Genomic DNA, 17,342 nt, shown 5'->3' with positions numbered 1-17,342 from the left:
GTGTGAGGCGGATTGGGACAAGGAGTGGCGTGCCAAGCGGGATAAAGTCTGAATCGCACTCACCCTCCTGCCACCCACCACTCTAAATAATCTCCCTTCCCGGTTTTGAAGTCGTCTTGCTGTGAAAGACTGTTAAAAGGCGTTATCATAATTAATGGGAATAGTCTAAAAACAACCAGGAGGGATATGAATGGCAGATTTTCGGGTTGAGAGGGACACCTTGGGAGAAGTAAGGGTTCCGGCAGAAAAGTACTGGGGAGCGCAGACTCAAAGAAGCAGGGAAAACTTCAAGATTGGCACTGAAACCATGCCGCTGGAACTGGTATACGCGTTCGCCCATATAAAAAAGGCGGCCGCCGTTGTGAACAGCAAGCTTGGAAAGCTCTCCGAAGCAAAGAAGAATGCTATCTCACAGGCATGTGAGGAAATCCTGGAAGGCAAATTTGACAGCCATTTTCCGCTTGTGGTCTGGCAGACCGGAAGCGGCACCCAATCCAATATGAACGTGAATGAAGTCGTTGCTCGGAGGGCTAATGAAATTCTGGGCAAAGAAAATGAACATGTCCATCCGAATGACGATGTGAACATGTCCCAAAGTTCGAATGATACTTTTCCGACAGCGATGCACATCGCCGCTGTCCAGGAACTTACAGGCAGATTGCTGCCTGCCTTGCAGCAACTGAAAAGCACGCTTAAATTAAAAGAAGAGTCGTACTCGGAAATCATAAAAATTGGCCGCACCCACCTTCAGGATGCCACGCCGCTGACGCTCGGGCAGGAAATAAGCGGCTGGAGGGCCATGCTTGAGAAAGACCGCAAAATGATCGCCGATGCACTGGCCTATCTCCAGGACCTTGCCATCGGCGGCACTGCGGTTGGAACTGGAATTAATGCAGACAAGGAATTTGGCAATCTGGTCGCCAGCGAAATTTCCAGGCAGACGAACCTGGAGTTCCATTCCGCGCCAAACAAATTCCAGGCCCTTACATCGCATGATGAACTTGTCCATATGCACGGTGCTTTGAAGGCGCTGGGAGCTGACTTGATGAAAATCGCCAATGATGTCCGCTGGCTTTCAAGCGGACCAAGAAGCGGGATTGGCGAGTTGAAAATCCCAGCCAACGAGCCAGGGAGCTCAATTATGCCTGGAAAGGTAAACCCGACACAAAGTGAAGCCCTAACGATGGTTGCCTGTCAGGTCTTTGGCAATGACGCCACGATTGGATTCGCAGCAAGCCAGGGGAACTTTGAATTGAATGTGTTTAAACCGGTCATTATCTATAATTTCCTTCAAAGTGTCAGGCTGCTTGCAGATGGCATGAGGAGCTTTGATGAAAAATGCATGGTAGGACTGGAACCGGACCGGGAAGCAATTGCAGCCCACCTTGACCGATCGCTAATGCTCGTTACCGCTCTGAATCCTCATATAGGATATGAAAAAGCGGCAGAAATCGCGAAGCTTGCTTTTAACGAAAACCTCAGCCTGAAGGAAGCGGCTTTAAAGACGGGTTACGTGACAGAAGAGGAATATTCCGATTGGGTCAAGCCTGAGAAAATGATCTGAAGCATCTGAAGCAATAGAAAGCCCCCTTCCAAAGAAGGGGGCTTAGCCATTGTATAATTTAATTTTTTTTAAGTTAACCTAATTAGCGCTGGAAGCCGCTAAGCTGTTGTTGAGCCATGCCTACAAGACGCTTAGTGATTTCTCCACCAACAGAACCGTTAGCACGAGAAGTAGTTTCTGCTCCAAGATTTACTCCAAATTCTGAAGCAATTTCATACTTCATTTGTTGAAGAGCTTGTTCAACACCAGGAACCAATAATTGATTAGAATTGTTGTTCGGCATTAATGTTTCCTCCTTTGTGTTTTCACTAGTTGTATTTTGGTGGGTCAGAATGGATTCGAACCATTGGATGACTATCTCGCCATTGCTCCTGCCTAACCCGAAGTATGAAGGTCTGCTTTCCCTTGGTAAAGCTTGTTCTGTTTTGTTGTTAAGCATAGTATGGATTTATTTTTAAGGTTTATTCCAATGTTTTTGGAGGGAATTATTTCCTTGAGGAAGGGTTTGTATAGTGAACTCTGCCTGCGACGCAAACTAGGGTTACAAAGCTTTTACCAGGGGGGAGAATAAGAATGGGAATGTGCCCGCTATGCAACAATTTTCGCGACGTGGATGTTCAGTGTCCCGATTGCGGGACGAAAATGGAGAACAAGGGGCGAGAAGCAGAGTATTACGATGATTATAGTCCATATATGCCAATTGACCAAATGAAGCTGGAGGATGGCTATCCAGCTGACTATAAAAACGGTGAGTGTCCTCATGTTTTTGCCTGCCAAAAATGTGGTGGCGATCAAGTCATTATGGTAAAAGAGTGAAAAAGCGCCAGCACTGGAAATAGTGCTGGCGCTTTTTAAAAAGTATGGGCAGTGCCTTCCAACTGCTTCGAGCTGGGGAACCGGACAGGCGCCGTTAGGGACGGATTCTGCTTTCGGTTTCTGTATCGAAGAAGTGCACTTTGTTCATATCAAAAGCAAGTTCGATTGTCTGGCCTGGCTGAATGTCTGTACGGGAATCCACACGGGCAACAAAATCCTGGCCTTCAAATGAAGAGTAGATCATCGTTTCAGCACCTGTAAGTTCGGCCACATCAACGTGTGCTTTCACAGTTGAACCAGGGGATGCATCGATGAACACTTGCTCATCATGCAGATCTTCCGGCCTGATTCCAAGGATGATGTCTTTTCCGACATAGCCCTGGTCGCGAAGAACCTTCATTTTGCCTTCCGGAACGGCGATTGTAGTGTTTCCGGCAACAAACTTGCCATCAAGAAGCTTTCCGGTCAGGAAATTCATGGACGGAGATCCGATAAAGCCGCCGACAAATACGTTTTCCGGCTTTTCATATACGTCCTTTGGAGAACCAACCTGCTGGATGACTCCGTCTTTCATGACAACGAGGCGTGTCGCCATTGTCATCGCTTCTGTCTGGTCGTGTGTCACATAGATTGTAGTCGTATTCAGGCGGCGGTGAAGCTTGGCAATTTCAGCGCGCATCTGCACACGAAGTTTTGCATCAAGGTTGGATAAAGGCTCGTCCATCAGGAAGACCTTTGCATCACGTACAATTGCACGGCCAAGGGCAACACGCTGACGCTGACCACCGGAGAGCGCCTTTGGTTTACGGTCAAGATAAGGCTCAAGGCCAAGAATCCTTGCCGCATCCTTAACACGGCGGTCGATTTCATCTTTCGGGAATTTGCGCAGTTTAAGCCCGAAAGCCATATTGTCATAAACAGTCATGTGCGGGTAAAGGGCATAGTTCTGGAACACCATTGCGATATCGCGGTCTTTAGGAGGAACATCGTTTACACGTTTTCCATCGATGGAGAAGTCCCCTTTAGAAATTTCTTCCAATCCAGCGATCATTCGAAGAGTTGTCGACTTACCGCAGCCTGAAGGACCAACAAAGACGATGAATTCCTTATCCTGGATATGAAGGTTAAAATCGGTTACAGCGGTTACATTATTATCATAGATTTTATAAATATTTTCTAATTTTAATTCGGCCATCTGTAAAGCCTCCCTGTGTAAGTGTTTACATTGCTAGTGTACCAGCCTTTGTAATTGATGGCATCGGCAACATGCACAAAAATATGGGCAGCCTTTTAGGCAGATTGCAGAAAAGGGCTAGTCGGGGAACTCTGCCATCAGGCAGGCAACATAGACAGTCACGGCACTGTTGAAACTTTTGAGGCTGATCCCGGTCTTTTCCGTAAACTTCTCGAGCCTGTATTGCAGTGTGTTGCGGTGAATATAAAGCTTCTTTGCTGCCATGGACACATTGGAATTATGCTCGAGGAATATCTTCATCGTCTCAAGCAATTCACGGTCTTCCTGAAAAATGCCGACCATGTCCTGCTTGAGGAGGGTTCCCGCTTCTTTGGGAAGCTGTGCAGCCACTAGGGAAGGAAACACCTTTTCAAAGGAAAAGACTCTGTCTGTAAAAAGCAAAGCTTGGGCTCTGAAGAAGAGCTCTTGTTCAAGCTGAAAGGATGAGCGGATTGGCTCAGGCTCCTGTCTCACCTTGCCAATATAAAAGGTTGTTTTGATAAAAAAATCGTTCTCCAAAGTTGCGGCAATCGAATGGAAATCGTCTTCTTGATATGCTGTGTCCGCCCCCTCTTCAATAATGATTCCATAATGCTGATCAAACGGGATAAAGGCTAGAGCCTCATGAAAAAACTCCATCAACGCCTCTTCCAGTTCTCTTTGGACCCCGTCCGAACCTTTCAGATGATACTGGATGATGCGGACGCCATTCTCCGGGAGCAAAGGGGAATCTTTTTTACCATTCAAGAAGTCTCTCCACCTTTTGGAAGATTCTCCAACCTGGGAGGGGGTTTCACCGTCAACAATATTAAATAAAGTCCTTAAGACGGTAAGCTGTTCCGCAGTGATGTCATCCTTAGGTATTCTGAGCCATAATGCGGGTTCTGCTTCATCCTTTAACCAGTAGTAATCGCCAGCCTCTGTATCAGGCGGAGTCTGGGCAGTGATCGATGCGGGAAATAAAGTCTGTAATTTTTTTAGCATGTCATGAATTCTTCCTCGTTTAATTAGTTGTTATGAAAAGAAGTTTTAGCTGGAGGTGCCTGGGCAGTCGGCTCCGCTTTTCTATTGTCCAGCTGCAGTGCCTAGCCCCTCGGGACGCTTCGGTCCAGGAGATGAAGTCAAAGGGCGACTTCTTCTCCTGGCCCTCCAGCGCCTGTCGGGGCTAAACAGGCACCTCCGCTTTTCTATTTATCATAAACATGATATAGCATTAGTTCGTGGATTTGTGCTTCTAGCTGCGGCTTTTCTTTCTCCGCAGGTGCGCTGTCTTTCCACTCGATGCTTCCGTTCTGGTGGTAGATGGCATTATGTTTTTGCTTTTTATAGTAAAAAGAAATATGCCAGCCAGGTATTTCTGTATTGGTGAATAATGGTTTGTACTGAAAGTGCTGCAGCATGCTTTCTCCTCCCCCTTTTTTTCTTGTCCAGCTCCAGCGCCTAGCTCCTCCAGTCATAAGCTGCTCCAGATTTGAAGGCCAAAAGGCACCTTCTAATCTGGAGCGTCTTAAGCTTGTCGGAGCTGGTCAAGGCGCTTCCGCTTTTCTTTCATTTTAACTCCCGGGAAAGGAGGGTGCCAATATGAAGGTCAAAATCCGCTTTTGCGAAACATCAAATCCAGTAATTTTTCAATCCTGGCATTTTCGATTTCTGTTTCATCGAAGGCCATTGGTTTGGAGTTCACTTCATATAATACATAATTGCCTGATTCGGTAATACCGGCATCAATGGAGAATTCGCCGAAATAGCCCATATGCCTGGACAGCAGGCTGCCGGCTTCCCTTGCCAGTTTTTTGATAAAGAGGTCATGTTCCATTGTTCGGACCTTTTCATACGGGAGGATGATACCGCCTTTTGGAACATGTGTGGTTAGATTCTGGGTTTGGGCGCGACGGATTCCGACTCCTGTCACTTTGTAGCCTTCGGGGCTGTCATGAATGTGGATCCGGAAATCAAACCGCTTTCCATCGATCTTGGCTGGCACAACCTCGGCCTGTGCAATATAGTTTCGCTTCAATAACCCTTCTTTTTTGCTATCCCAAAAATGTTCGAATGATGGGTAGCTCCATTTGGCGGCAGGGCTTTCCAGTTCTATTGAGCTGTCCGAATGGCGCCTTAGGAGGTAAAGACCGCTGCCCCGGGATGAGAGGGAAGGTTTTAAATATACCCCTTTATGATGGACAAGAAAATCTTTCAGTGTTTTCGGTTCATCTACTCTTATTGTTTCTGGCAGCAGCAATTCCAAAAAAGGATTTTTGGAGAATATTTCATAAAGGTCGAACTTATCAATGAAAGAAGGATTGAAAAAGGGGATCTGCCATTCTTCAAACAAGGCAGTGGCTTCCCGAAAAGCCAATGATTTCTCCGTTTTTCTTAAAGGGACGCGGTTATAGACAACATGGGGGAGCGGCGTGCAAACCGGGAGCCATCTGTTCCTCTTAAGGTCAAACATGCACCCGGTTATACTGCCGTTTCCCGTTCCTTCAGGCGGAAACACGATGGTAAGGCCGCTGCGGGCGATTGCCTGCTTTTGAAGGACAGTGAAGAGGGAGGTGTTGCCCAAAATGGTTCCTTGAGGAGACATTGAGGCAAGGATGCCGATAAGCGGGCCGGCATTCCCATCCTTCACCTTCACCTCTGCAGAAAATCCTCCTTCCGCCTGTCTGGACGGCAGCCTGACCCTGTTGGACCCGAATGTGACCAGCTCCTGGGTTTCATCTTGATGCCACAATTCCTGCCAGGGATCGTACCAAAGTTTCATGTAAAAAGAGCCTCAGGCGATTTAATCGCTTTCTCCGCCAGGAAAATGCCGAAACCAAGTGTCAGTTTTCTTGTCAGGAGGTCGGATTCCTTTAAGTTCGGGTGAGAAAAGATGGAACGACCGGGTTTGGAATTGGCCTCAAACAGCCAGACCTTTCCTTCTTTATCAATCCCCAGGTCGAAGCCTATCTCACCGATAATTCCCTCAACCTGGCTTTCAAGCGCCGTGCTCAAATATAGGGCAGCACTGCTTAAGGACTGGGCAAACTTCTCCTGGTCCTTTCTGTTCCTGAACACCTCTTCAATTGTCATAACTTTTCCGCCATTTCGAATATGGGTGGTAGGGCTCCCGTGACCGCCAACTTTTGCCGCCATCGCTGTAACTTGCCATAGCCCATCTTCATCCTTGTTGGTGTGGATCCTGAAGTCGATTAGGCGGCCCTCTTCCCGAATCAGATGAATGCCCTGCTGGACAATCATGTTTGATAACTTCCGCTTATGAAAGATCTTTTTAAACAAAGCTTCCAGGCTGTTGAATTTTGTAAGTTTCTTTTGTCCTGCATTATCCTGGTAGCGGCAGTAGTAGGTGTTGTTATTGCGGTCAAAAAGGATTTGGTGAATGCCGAGCCCAAGGCTGCCATTTGCTGGTTTGACATACACATGGCCATAGTCGGCAAGCATTCGCTCTATGACAGAAAATGAGGTGAAAGGGTGGGTCTCGGGCAGGAATGTGCATGCTTGCTGATCCTGGTAAAGCCTTTCGAATATGTCCATCTTGCTGAAGAACCCAGGGTTATAGCTAGGGATAAGGTAGTCGGTTTGCAGCCTTTCTTTCACTTTTTTGATGTTGGCCCTTCTCTCCGACCGCCTGTTCGGAAGTCGGTCATAGATAACATTTGGGAAAGGGACTTCATATGTTTTCCACTGTTGTCCTTCAAAAAACAACCCTTTTATCATTCCTTTTTCCCAATCAATATGTTCTTCCCCAAACAGGAAGGTCACAACGCCGACACTTTTATTGACAGACAAAAGCTTGGCGAAAATATTGGTTCTGTCGCCCAGGGGACGTAAAGGGTAGGAAGTGAACCCTGAGGTGAGGACACCAATCAGCGGGCCAATGAACAAAGTGTCATGCTCGGAAAAGGCATGAAGAACTGCTTCGCTTCCAGGTATGGCTAAACTGTTGTACACAGACTCTCCGACAATGATTTTTTCCTTGTTATGAGGAATGCACTTCGCTTCAATGACCCTGCTGCCAAACGACAGCCTGCTGAGGGGCATGGTGTGCATAAGTTCCGCTGGCAAGTAAACATTGTGATCCTGTCTATTTTGGCTGATTTCAATCCGGTAGCGTTTTCTCACGGCTATACCTTCCTTTCTCGACGTTCATCAAAAGCATTTGGCCGTATTCAAGGGGAGCTGAATAAAGCTGCTCTTTCATTTCCTGGCCGGTCTTTAGCATCACTTTACGCCCAGGTTTGGAGTTCACATCCAGTATCCAAATAGCGTGGTCCTTGGAGATGCCGATATCCACTCCAATTTCGAACAATGGAGGGAACTTTTCTTCCAAAATGACAGGCAGCCTGGATACAATATCGCTCAATTCATCCAGGATATATGCCCGCTCCTCAAGCGTGAGCCCATCAAGCCAGTGGGTAACAGGGAAAATTTCCCCTCCAGTACGCAAATTGGACAAAATGCCACCCTGCCTGCCGGCTCTGATGCCCTTTCCTCTTTCAGCCCAGCTTCCGCTTCCGTTCTTTTGGAGGAGGATGCGGATATCAAACGGACGCTGATGGTCATCCGTAAGGTCGAGAAATGGCTGGATCAAATAGTCTCTTTTTAATAGAAGTTTATGGATCCAATTGAGTGCATCCTGTTTACCGATTAATACGGAAGAAAGGATTCCCTGCTGGGTTTCCACCCTGATTGTAAGATTCCCGCTGTCGGTCCCCAGCTGGACTGTGCCCATTCCTCCCGAGCCAAAGGCCGGTTTTAAGAGGAGGTGTTTTTTCTTCTCCAGAAGCTCCAGGACTTGGTCGGGGGTTTCCGCTTTTTTTGTGTGTATTAGGTAAGCCTTCAAAGGGGAATCTGCCAGAGCCTGATGAAGTGTCCATTTATCCGGCAGGCCGTAGCCGAGAAAAATAATGTCCTTCCGTTGTTTAAGCCATTGGACAATTGCTTTTGAAGTCTTTGAAGCGGAGTCCTCCCCGTAAAAGCAGCGGTCGTACAGGATGGGAGGGACAGGAAACTCGCAGGCAATCCATTTCCCTGTTTCGTGGCTGTACTTCTCGCCGGTAACAATATGGGTGACTGGATGGATATCCGATGGCTTGAAACGGCAGCACTCGATTCCGTATCTCAGTGAGCGCATGGCTATTTCCGTAAAATATTCATTTTCACTGTTAAGGTTTAACGTAATGATTCCAAGACTATTCATCTGGAGCCTCCTTCCTCGGGGGGATTGGTTTCGCTTAAAAGAATTTGGGCATACTCCGCAATCGCTTTTGCAGAAGGACGGCAGGAATTTTTTCCGATATGGTCGTTCTTCGATGGTTTCGAGTTGACCTCAATAATCCATGGATGCCCATTATCGTCAATCCCAACATCTATTCCCAGTTCTGCGAACAAATCTCCGCTGCTATCCGCCGTACAATTTGCCGCTTCCAAAGCCAATTCCCTGATCATATCCAGCCTGGATGTACTTTGCGCTTCCCCAAAAAAATTGCGCAGTATCCGGAGGGGGTGGATTGTATCCCCTCCAACAGCCAAATTTGCGGCAAAATGTCCTTGAGCAGATAATCGGGCAACGGTGGATGTCACCCTCCAATCATGCATTGAACTCCGGTTGCATAAAATTCTGAAGTCGACACTCCTTTTATCCATTCTCAAGAGTGGAAGGCCTTGCTGGAGGAGATACAGCTGCTTTTTCAGGTATCCCTTCAAAATAGCGTGCAGCTCTTCCTTTTGGCAGGTAGTTAGACTCTCTATTCCATTTCGGGAAGATAGTGAAACATGACAGGTGCTGCCCTGCCTTTGGATGCGGATGATATCCCGGCCTCGGCTTCCATTTATGGGCTTTAGGAACAGAACTTCATGGGACTCAGCCATCAGTTGAAGTGAATGCCGTGAGTAAACGCAGCTCTCCGGTAGGAAGCGCTGAAGTTTTTTGCTGGCATATAGCCATTGGTGGACTTCCCATTTATTGAGAAAACGCCTGTTGAACACAGGGATATGAGATTCACTCATTATTTTCACAAAATCAATGAAAGTTTGGCCGGACTCACTCCGCCTTGAATGAATCCGGTTGTAGACAAGGTCCGGAAATGGCATTTTTGCCTTGGTCCAGCGGCTGCCGTTGTGATATAACCCGGTTATGCCGTTCTTTGCGAACCCTTTTAATGAAAAAACATAAAAGAACCACCCGGAACTGGTAAACAGCTCCTGCAATTCGAAGCAAAAATCGTGAATGCTGCCAAATGAAGGCTCCATCCCTGGTTCGTATTCTATTTCGGTAAGAACGGCCATAATGGGGCAATGGGGTTGTACAGTGAGCAATTGGTCCATATATTCTCCTCTTTTATCCCATTTGGATTAAAAAGATTGAAATTAGGCGATAGCTGATACCGTATCGTATGTTCCGGGCTGATATAATGTGCCAGCCGCAGCCTTCACGCGAGGAAATAGTGAACTCCTCGCAATTGAAGTCATAGTCTGATATAGTGTAGGGGATTCCGAAACGGAGAAGGAGTGTTTTAAAATGGCAGTAAACCTTTATGATTCTGCATATGAAATGGAAAAAGCAATTCGCACGAGTGACGAATATGTAAACTTGAGAAAAATATATGATGAAGTCAATAATGATGAATCAGCCCGCAGGATGTTTGAAAACTTCCGCAATATTCAAATGCAGCTTCAGCAAAAGCAGATGATGGGGCAGGAAATTTCCCAGGAGGAAGTGGAGCAAGCTCAAAAGACAGTGGCTTTAGTGCAGCAGCATGACACTATTTCAAGATTGATGGAAGCGGAGCAAAGGATGAGCATGGTCATTGCTGAAATCAACAAGGTGATCATGAAGCCGCTTGAGGAGCTTTACGGCGTCCAGGAAAACCAATAGAATCATGAAACTCCCGGAACAATGTTCGGGAGTTTTTGCTTTTCCGCAAAGGTTCCCTCAGTTCTATTTTGTCCTTCCTTTTCATAATGTTCATATTAGGATAGAAACATCACAGAAATGGGGGCCACATTATGATCTATCGTCTTCTTGCCTTGAATGTGGATGGGACGGTTATCCAGGATAACGGAAGGATCCATAAATCTACAAAGGAAGCCATTGCCTACGTCCAGCAGAAAGGAGTATATGTCACGCTTCTTACTTCAAGAAGCTTTCCATCTGCCAGAAAGGTAGCAAAGGCCCTGAAAATTAATAATGCCATGCTCGTTACCCACCAGGGTGCCTATATTGCCCAGCAACTGGGGAAGCCTGTTATGGCCAAATTGATTCCGGAAGACGTCACCTATGAAATTATCCGCTTCCTGGAAGGCTTCCCCTGCCAAATCAGGATTGTCCACGATGAATATTCACTGGCCAACAAGTATAAGCTGAATCATAACCTATTGGCCAAAACAGTATTTACAACCGGAGATCCAATGTTTTACTCCCAGCAGTTTGTAGATTCCATCAGCGACACCTTAAAAGACGATCCCGCAACAGCGCCTAAAATCGAGGTGTACTTTGAATATGAGGATGACTTGACTGATGCACGCGAAGCTTTGGTGTCGATGTTTTCCGAAATCAATATGACCCAGCTTAATGACCTGAGGCTGGATATACTGCCGCAGGGCGTTTCAAAACTGAACGGAATGATTTCTTTGGGAGAACAGTTGGGCATTGCTTTGAAAGAGATGGTTGTAATAGGCGATGGCCAGGACGACATAGAAATATTGAAAGCATGCGGATTGGGCGTGGCAATGGGAAATGCGTCCCCCGAGGTAAAGAGGGCTTCAGACTGGGTCACCAGGTCCAACAACCAGAATGGGGTTGCCTACATGGTCAAGGAGCATTTCCGAAAACAGCATCCTATTTCTTTTTTAAGGAAGATGAATATACTAAAAAAATAGATTTTCAGCCTGCATGCATGTGCAGGCTTTTTTTGGCTTTTCCCCTGTATTGACCTTGCCAGGGGGATTCAGTACACTATAGGAAGCATAAATTGAAAAGGTGATATTTTTGTTTATATATATAAAAGGAATAGAAGATGACAGGCTCGAAAGGCCATTGCAGCTGATTGCCAACCTGTTTTTTGAAGAGGCCGAACTAGCCTTCTCCAAGCCGGACCGTGATAGCGATGCTGTTATTGAACTGGCAATGGCAGCGGAAGGAGCCATCCAGGTTGAAGCAAAATTAACAGCGGGGAATGGGGAACAGCACCGGGCTGCCTATGAAAAGGAACTTCAGGAGGGCCTCACTGAAAAAGAGAGGTTCCGCGCAATTAGAAATGCGGTCTCCCATGCCTTTTTAACCGTCCTGCAGGATTGGACCGGGATTATGCAAAAGTGGGGCATCCTTACAGGGGTGAGGCCTACAAAGCTTCTTCACAATAAGCTCCGGGAAGGCGTAGACCGTGGACAGGCCCATGCTGAGCTTGAGGAGGAGTATATGATTACCCCGGAAAAGATCAGGCTCATGCAGCAAATCGTTGACCGGCAGCTTGCTGTCATGCCAGATCTCTACGATTTGCAGCGCGAAGTGAGCATTTATATCGGGATTCCTTTCTGCCCAACAAAATGTGCCTATTGCACTTTTCCTGCCTATGCCATCAATGGCCGGCAAGGGTCTGTCAACAGTTTCCTTGGAGGCCTTCATTATGAGATGCGGAAGATTGGCGAGTGGCTGAAGGATAACGGAATTAAAATTACAACCTTATATTATGGCGGCGGCACCCCAACCTCGATAAGTGCTGAAGAAATGGATATGCTTTACGAAGAAATGTACACTTCTTTTCCAGATGTTGAAAACATCAGGGAAATCACAGTGGAGGCTGGCCGTCCGGATACTATAACCCCGGAGAAATTGGACGTTCTAAACAAATGGAACATCGACCGAATTTCCATTAATCCCCAATCCTATATCCAGGAAACGCTGAAGGCGATCGGACGTCATCATACGGTGGAAGAAACGGTGGACAAATATCATCTTGCCAGAGAAGCGGGCATGAATAATATCAATATGGATTTGATTATCGGCCTTCCTGGTGAAGGAACCGAGGAATTCGGCCACACCCTGAAAGAAACCGAAAAGCTGATGCCTGAATCGCTGACGGTCCATACTTTATCTTTCAAGCGTGCATCGGAAATGACCAGGAACAAGGAGAAATATAAAGTCGCCGACCGCGGGGAAGTGGAGAAAATGATGAACATGGCCGAGGAGTGGACAGGCAGCCACGGATATGTTCCTTATTACCTCTATCGCCAGAAAAACATCCTTGGCAATCTGGAGAATGTCGGCTACTCCATGCCTGGCCAGGAAAGCTTATACAATATCATTATTATGGAAGAACAACAAACCATTATCGGGCTCGGCTGTGGTGCTTCGAGCAAGTTCATCCATCCGGAAACCGGTAAGATCACCCACTTCGCTAATCCGAAGGACCCTAAATCATACAATGACGGTTTTGAAGACTATACCGATCAAAAAATCAGCATCTTAAATGAACTATTTTCAAAAAGCTCCTCTTCCACATAGGAGCTTTTTTTCTTTGGACCATTGTTAGCGAAAAATACGTTTGGACAATTCTGAAAAAAAGTGTCTATGTTCAAGGGTTTTCATTATAATAGAGTTGAACATAAAGGAGGGGGAGCTCTTTTGACTACCGAATTTAAAACGGATACTGTCAAGGTTAGTGTAGAAGGCAAGGTGGCCACAGTCGAATTGAACAGGCCCGAATCTTTAAATGCGCTCGATTTGGAAATGATCAGAGGATTGGCATGGAATTTGAAGGAGTTATGCATTTCGGATGAAGTGGAAATTGTGTTATTAAAAGGGGCCGGACGTGCCTTTTCCTCAGGCGGCGATATTAAGACAATGCTTGCGGGCAGTAATGAAAGCGATTTCTATGGAATTATGGAAAGCATCAATGAACTCGTCACAACGCTATACAGCATGCCAAAGCTGACAATCAGTGCTATTAACGGTGCGGCTGCTGGGCTCGGCTTCAGCCTGGCTTTGGCCACGGATTATATTATGGCTGATCCGGGAAGCAAGCTTGCGATGAACTTTATCGGCATCGGGCTGATTCCTGATGGAGGCGGGCATTTCTTTATGAAGCAGCGTCTCGGCGAAACAAAGGCAAAGCATCACATCTGGGAAGGCAAGCCAATGACGGCCGCGCAAGCCCTGGAAATTGGGCTGATCGATGAAGTCACCGAAGGGGACCTCAATGAAGCGATAGCCATCAAGCTGGAAGAGTGGCAGCAAAAACCGCTGCAGGCCATGATCAAAACAAAGAAAATTTATGCAGAAGAGAATCGGACCTCCCTTCTTAAGTTTCTTGAGCTCGAGAAGTATGCACAATATAAAATGCGGCAGACAGAGGACCATAAGGAAGGCATCCAGGCATTCCTTGAGAAACGAAAACCTCACTTTACAGGGAAATAGGCCACCTAAAAAATGTAGGACTTAATTCGCCTATAGACGAGGAAGTGGTCCTTCATCATGTGAATGGAGGACCATTTTTATTCGAAAAACCGGCATTGGGGTCCTCCATAGGGTGGTTGGAGGCCCCTTGTTATTGAAAATGCCACAAGGGGGTCCTCCTTCGGGTGGATGGATGCCCATTTTTACCGAAAAAGAGGCAAAGGGGTCCTCCATAGGGTGAATGGATGCCCATTTTTATCGAAAATGCCGCAAAGGGGTCCTCCATCAGGTTGATGGAGGACGATTTTAATAGAAAATGCGGCAAAGAGGTCCTCCATCAGGTTGATGGAGGACGATTTTAATAGAAAATGCGGCAAAGAGGTCCTCCATCGGGCGAATGGAGGACGATTTTAATAGAAAATGCGGCAAGGGGGTCCTCCGTCGGGTGGATGGAGGACCATTTTTATCAAAAAAGCAAAAAGAGGTCCTCCATCTGATGAATGGAGGACCCTTTTCATTTTAAAAAAACGAAGCGTCTTTCTTGTTGGATACCTGGGGTTACGGGTGAAACAGAACCAATTTCCCTCTCGGAGATGTGCAGCGATGGGTATTGTCTTCAAGATTTTTCTCTGCAAGAAGTCTCCTGCCAAGCTCTTTTGCTTCTTCATCGTTTCCCGCCTGAAAGGACTCGTCCAGCAACTTTTCCCCATCAGGCTTAAATGCTGTCAATTTGTATGTATCCATATCGTTTACCCCTTTTTATGAGCTTTCTTACTGTTATTTTTACACAATCTTATAAAAAGTTCAAATATAATAAAAACAATAAATTGGAACTTTTTTCCGCCAAACTCGTAGTAATATAATGCTAAGGAGGAGAGGGCAATGGCACTTAAACTAGAAAATGTCACGAAAAAATTTGGGGAGTTTACAGCTGTAGACGACCTGTCACTCGAAATACCGGAGAAAGAAATGTTTGGTTTCCTGGGAGCCAATGGTGCGGGAAAGACAACAACCTTCAGGATGATTCTTGGGCTCTTGGATCCTACCAAAGGAAGAATCACGCTGGACGGAAAAACAATTGACTATTCCACAAGCCCAATCATTGGCTATCTGCCTGAAGAGAGAGGCTTGTATCCAAAGCTGAAAGTGAAAGAGCAAATCGTCTATCTTGCGAGATTGCGAGGGATGCAGAAACAGGATGCAGTGAGGGAGTTGGCATACTGGCTCGAGAGATTTAAAGTTCCCGAGTATATGGATAAAAAGGTAGAGGAGCTTTCAAAGGGGAATCAGCAAAAAATCCAGTTTCTTGCAGCTGTCATCCATAAGCCAAGGCTTCTTATTCTTGATGAACCCTTTAGCGGTCTTGATCCGGTTAATGTGGAATTATTGAAGCAGGCCGTCATTGACTTGAAGGAGGCAGGAACCACCATTGTGTTTTCCAGCCACAGGATGGAGCATGTCGAGGAAATGTGCGAGCATCTATGCATTATGCAAAAAGGCAGGCCCGTTGTCCATGGGGCATTGAAAGAAATAAAGCGTTCATTTGGAAAGAAGAACCTGGTGATCCATGCGGACTTTGATATCAGCTCTCTTGAAAATCACGATGGTGTAACAAAGGCAAAGCACACACCGGAAGGAATCCATCTCCAGGTGACGAGTGAGTATATTGCGGAGGAAATCCTGAAGAGGATAGTGGGAAAAGGCTTTATCCGCAAGTTTGTATTAGAAGAACCCTCACTGAATGATATTTTTATTGAAAAGGCGGGTGCTTCCTATGAATAACTTTTTTATCATCTTGTTCCATACATATTTAAGCAAGCTGAAAACAAAATCCTTTTTGGTTACAACAGTCCTGACAGCGCTGATTTTAATTGCATTGACCAACATTCCCAGAATCATCGATTTTTTTGAAAAGGATGGGGAAGCCGAGAAGATTGCCGTGATCGACGAATCAGGACAGCTGTTTGCCCCTCTTGAACAGCAAATGCTGGCGGGGGATACAGACGTGGAACTGGTCGAGTTTACCGGCAGTGCGGACGAAGCAGAGGAAAAGGTCGAGGCAGGGGATTACTCGGGTTTGCTTCAGCTAAGGATGACCGGTGAAAATTTGCCTGCAGCTTCCTTTAAGTCAATGAGCATGGCGGATTCAAGCTTGGTTTCCGAAATTGAGGGCAGCCTCCAGCAGCTGAAAACAATGATGGCGTCTGCTTCGCTTAACCTGAGCCAGGAGCAGCTGGCCAATCTTTATGAACCGGTTGAATTTGAACGCTCTGCGCTTGCCGAGGATGCCAAAACCGAGGAAGAACTGAGCCAGGCCAGGGGGCTCGTGTATGTGCTTCTGTTCATTATTTATTTCTCCGTCATTATGTACGCGAGCATGATCGCTACAGAGGTGGCAACCGAAAAATCCTCCAGGGTAATGGAAATCTTGATATCAAGCGTATCACCGATTAAGCAGATGTTTGCAAAAATACTTGGAATTGGGCTGCTGTCACTGACACAGCTTGCCGTGTTCCTTATCGTAGGTTACTTTTCGGTGAAGACAAATGTTGAAACGATGGAAGGCGGCTTTTTCGAATTTTTTGGTTTCAGCAATATAGCGGGAGCAACAATCGCGTATGCTGTGATTTTCTTTCTCCTGGGCTATTTTCTCTATGCCACTCTTGCCGCTTTTCTTGGGTCACTGGTCAGCAGGATTGAGGATGTCCAGCAAATGATCACCCCAATGACCCTGCTGGTCGTCGCCGGGTTTATGATTGCGATGTTCGGTCTGGGCCAGCCGGAGGCACCGTTTATTACGATCACTTCGTTTATCCCATTTTTTACTCCGATGATTATGTTCCTAAGGGTAGGGATGCTGAATATCCCACTATGGGAAACAAGTCTGGCGATTGCCATCCTGACAGGAACCATCATCCTCCTGGCGGCTTTTGGAGCGCGGGTGTATCGGGGCGGAGTGCTGATGTATGGAAAGTCCAATTCCTTTAAGGATATTAAAACAGCCTTGCAGCTGACAAAGAAGAAATAAGCAAGCAAGCCGGATTCACACACCTGTGGTCCGGCTTTTATTTATTGGCTGTCAGCTCCAGATCCTGTCGGGTCTGACCAAGGCGCTTCCGCTTTTTGATTGTCCAGCTCCAGCGCCTAGACCCTCGAGTCATAAGCCACTCCAGGATTGAAGGCAAAGGACGCCTTCTATCCTGGAGCGACTTATGCTGGTCGGGTCTGACCAAGGCGCTTCCGCTTTTCGATTGTCCAGCTCCAGCGCCTAGACCCTCGAGTCATAAGCCACTCCAGGATTGAAGGCAAAGGACGCCTTCTATCCTGGAGCG

17 protein-coding genes are annotated in these 17,342 nt (G+C 46.6%); 8 read left to right on the top strand and 9 right to left on the bottom strand.

The annotated features are described in order from the left end of the window. Positions 1 to 190 precede the first annotated feature (190 nt). The gene (gene fumC, locus WQ57_RS21795; protein ID WP_046525836.1) at positions 191 to 1,564 is read left to right on the top strand and encodes a class II fumarate hydratase; all 1,374 of its coding nucleotides are present in this window, start codon (positions 191 to 193) and stop codon (positions 1,562 to 1,564) included. 82 nt (positions 1,565 to 1,646) lie between these two features. Here the strand turns inward: fumC and WQ57_RS21790 are convergent, their stop codons facing one another. Next, positions 1,647 to 1,847: an alpha/beta-type small acid-soluble spore protein gene (locus tag WQ57_RS21790; RefSeq protein WP_046525835.1), complete on the bottom strand. Its 201-nt coding sequence runs from the start codon at positions 1,845 to 1,847 to the stop codon at positions 1,647 to 1,649. A 290-nt stretch (positions 1,848 to 2,137) separates the two neighbouring features. Between WQ57_RS21790 and WQ57_RS21785 the strand changes: the two genes are divergently transcribed. Further along, complete coding sequence (locus WQ57_RS21785) at positions 2,138 to 2,380, top strand: hypothetical protein (RefSeq protein WP_046525834.1); 243 nt, start codon at positions 2,138 to 2,140, stop codon at positions 2,378 to 2,380. A gap of 94 nt (positions 2,381 to 2,474) precedes the next feature. On the opposite strand, the gene WQ57_RS21780 is transcribed toward WQ57_RS21785, so the two are convergent. The 7 genes from WQ57_RS21780 to WQ57_RS21750 all read right to left on the bottom strand — a co-directional run bounded on the left by WQ57_RS21780 (position 2,475) and on the right by WQ57_RS21750 (position 9,941). Then, the gene (locus WQ57_RS21780; protein ID WP_046525833.1) at positions 2,475 to 3,575 is read right to left on the bottom strand and encodes an ABC transporter ATP-binding protein; all 1,101 of its coding nucleotides are present in this window, start codon (positions 3,573 to 3,575) and stop codon (positions 2,475 to 2,477) included. Positions 3,576 to 3,692: 117 nt separating this feature from the next. Further along, complete coding sequence (locus WQ57_RS21775) at positions 3,693 to 4,598, bottom strand: PucR family transcriptional regulator (RefSeq protein WP_046525832.1); 906 nt, start codon at positions 4,596 to 4,598, stop codon at positions 3,693 to 3,695. Positions 4,599 to 4,801: 203 nt separating this feature from the next. Further along, complete coding sequence (locus WQ57_RS21770; RefSeq protein WP_046525831.1) at positions 4,802 to 5,014, bottom strand: YheE family protein; 213 nt, start codon at positions 5,012 to 5,014, stop codon at positions 4,802 to 4,804. Between the two features lie 188 nt (positions 5,015 to 5,202). Continuing rightward, positions 5,203 to 6,375 (bottom strand): YheC/YheD family endospore coat-associated protein, encoded by a 1,173-nt coding sequence (locus tag WQ57_RS21765; RefSeq protein ID WP_052948851.1) that lies wholly within the window; start codon positions 6,373 to 6,375, stop codon positions 5,203 to 5,205. Next, the gene (locus WQ57_RS21760; protein WP_046525830.1) at positions 6,372 to 7,736 is read right to left on the bottom strand and encodes a YheC/YheD family endospore coat-associated protein; all 1,365 of its coding nucleotides are present in this window, start codon (positions 7,734 to 7,736) and stop codon (positions 6,372 to 6,374) included. The genes WQ57_RS21765 and WQ57_RS21760 overlap by 4 nt, the downstream gene beginning before the upstream one ends. Further along, positions 7,714 to 8,814, bottom strand: a complete 1,101-nt coding sequence (locus tag WQ57_RS21755) for a YheC/YheD family endospore coat-associated protein (protein ID WP_046525829.1) — start codon at positions 8,812 to 8,814, stop codon at positions 7,714 to 7,716. Before WQ57_RS21755 ends, WQ57_RS21760 begins: the two co-directional genes overlap by 23 nt. Beyond that, positions 8,811 to 9,941: a YheC/YheD family endospore coat-associated protein gene (locus tag WQ57_RS21750; protein WP_052948850.1), complete on the bottom strand. Its 1,131-nt coding sequence runs from the start codon at positions 9,939 to 9,941 to the stop codon at positions 8,811 to 8,813. Before WQ57_RS21750 ends, WQ57_RS21755 begins: the two co-directional genes overlap by 4 nt. A 193-nt stretch (positions 9,942 to 10,134) precedes the next feature. On the opposite strand from WQ57_RS21750, the gene WQ57_RS21745 reads away from it, so the two are divergent. The 4 genes from WQ57_RS21745 (at position 10,135) to WQ57_RS21730 (ending at position 14,031) form a co-directional block, all read left to right on the top strand. Further along, entirely contained in the window at positions 10,135 to 10,491 is a 357-nt protein-coding gene (locus tag WQ57_RS21745; protein ID WP_046525828.1) for a YlbF/YmcA family competence regulator, read from the top strand. 131 nt (positions 10,492 to 10,622) lie between these two features. Next, the gene (locus WQ57_RS21740; protein WP_046525827.1) at positions 10,623 to 11,495 is read left to right on the top strand and encodes a Cof-type HAD-IIB family hydrolase; all 873 of its coding nucleotides are present in this window, start codon (positions 10,623 to 10,625) and stop codon (positions 11,493 to 11,495) included. Positions 11,496 to 11,604: 109 nt separating this feature from the next. Continuing rightward, on the top strand, positions 11,605 to 13,119 hold the full coding sequence (locus tag WQ57_RS21735) for a coproporphyrinogen III oxidase (protein ID WP_046525826.1): 1,515 nt from the start codon (positions 11,605 to 11,607) through the stop codon (positions 13,117 to 13,119). Between the two features lie 120 nt (positions 13,120 to 13,239). After that, the gene (locus tag WQ57_RS21730) at positions 13,240 to 14,031 is read left to right on the top strand and encodes an enoyl-CoA hydratase (protein ID WP_046525825.1); all 792 of its coding nucleotides are present in this window, start codon (positions 13,240 to 13,242) and stop codon (positions 14,029 to 14,031) included. Between the two features lie 537 nt (positions 14,032 to 14,568). Here WQ57_RS21730 and WQ57_RS21725 read toward each other — a convergent pair. Continuing rightward, the gene (locus WQ57_RS21725) at positions 14,569 to 14,754 is read right to left on the bottom strand and encodes a YhzD family protein (protein ID WP_046525824.1); all 186 of its coding nucleotides are present in this window, start codon (positions 14,752 to 14,754) and stop codon (positions 14,569 to 14,571) included. Positions 14,755 to 14,892: 138 nt separating this feature from the next. On the opposite strand from WQ57_RS21725, the gene WQ57_RS21720 reads away from it, so the two are divergent. Then, positions 14,893 to 15,792, top strand: coding sequence for an ABC transporter ATP-binding protein (locus WQ57_RS21720; protein WP_046525823.1), 900 nt, complete (start codon positions 14,893 to 14,895; stop codon positions 15,790 to 15,792). Next, a complete protein-coding gene (locus WQ57_RS21715) occupies positions 15,785 to 17,038 on the top strand; it encodes an ABC transporter permease (RefSeq protein ID WP_046525822.1) in 1,254 nt (417 codons plus the stop codon). Before WQ57_RS21720 ends, WQ57_RS21715 begins: the two co-directional genes overlap by 8 nt. Positions 17,039 to 17,342: the final 304 nt, after the last annotated feature.

This window comes from Mesobacillus campisalis (assembly GCF_000986785.1).
Classification (GTDB): domain Bacteria; phylum Bacillota; class Bacilli; order Bacillales; family Cytobacillaceae; genus Mesobacillus_B; species Mesobacillus_B campisalis.
This window is presented reverse-complemented; position numbering and strand designations above follow the sequence as displayed.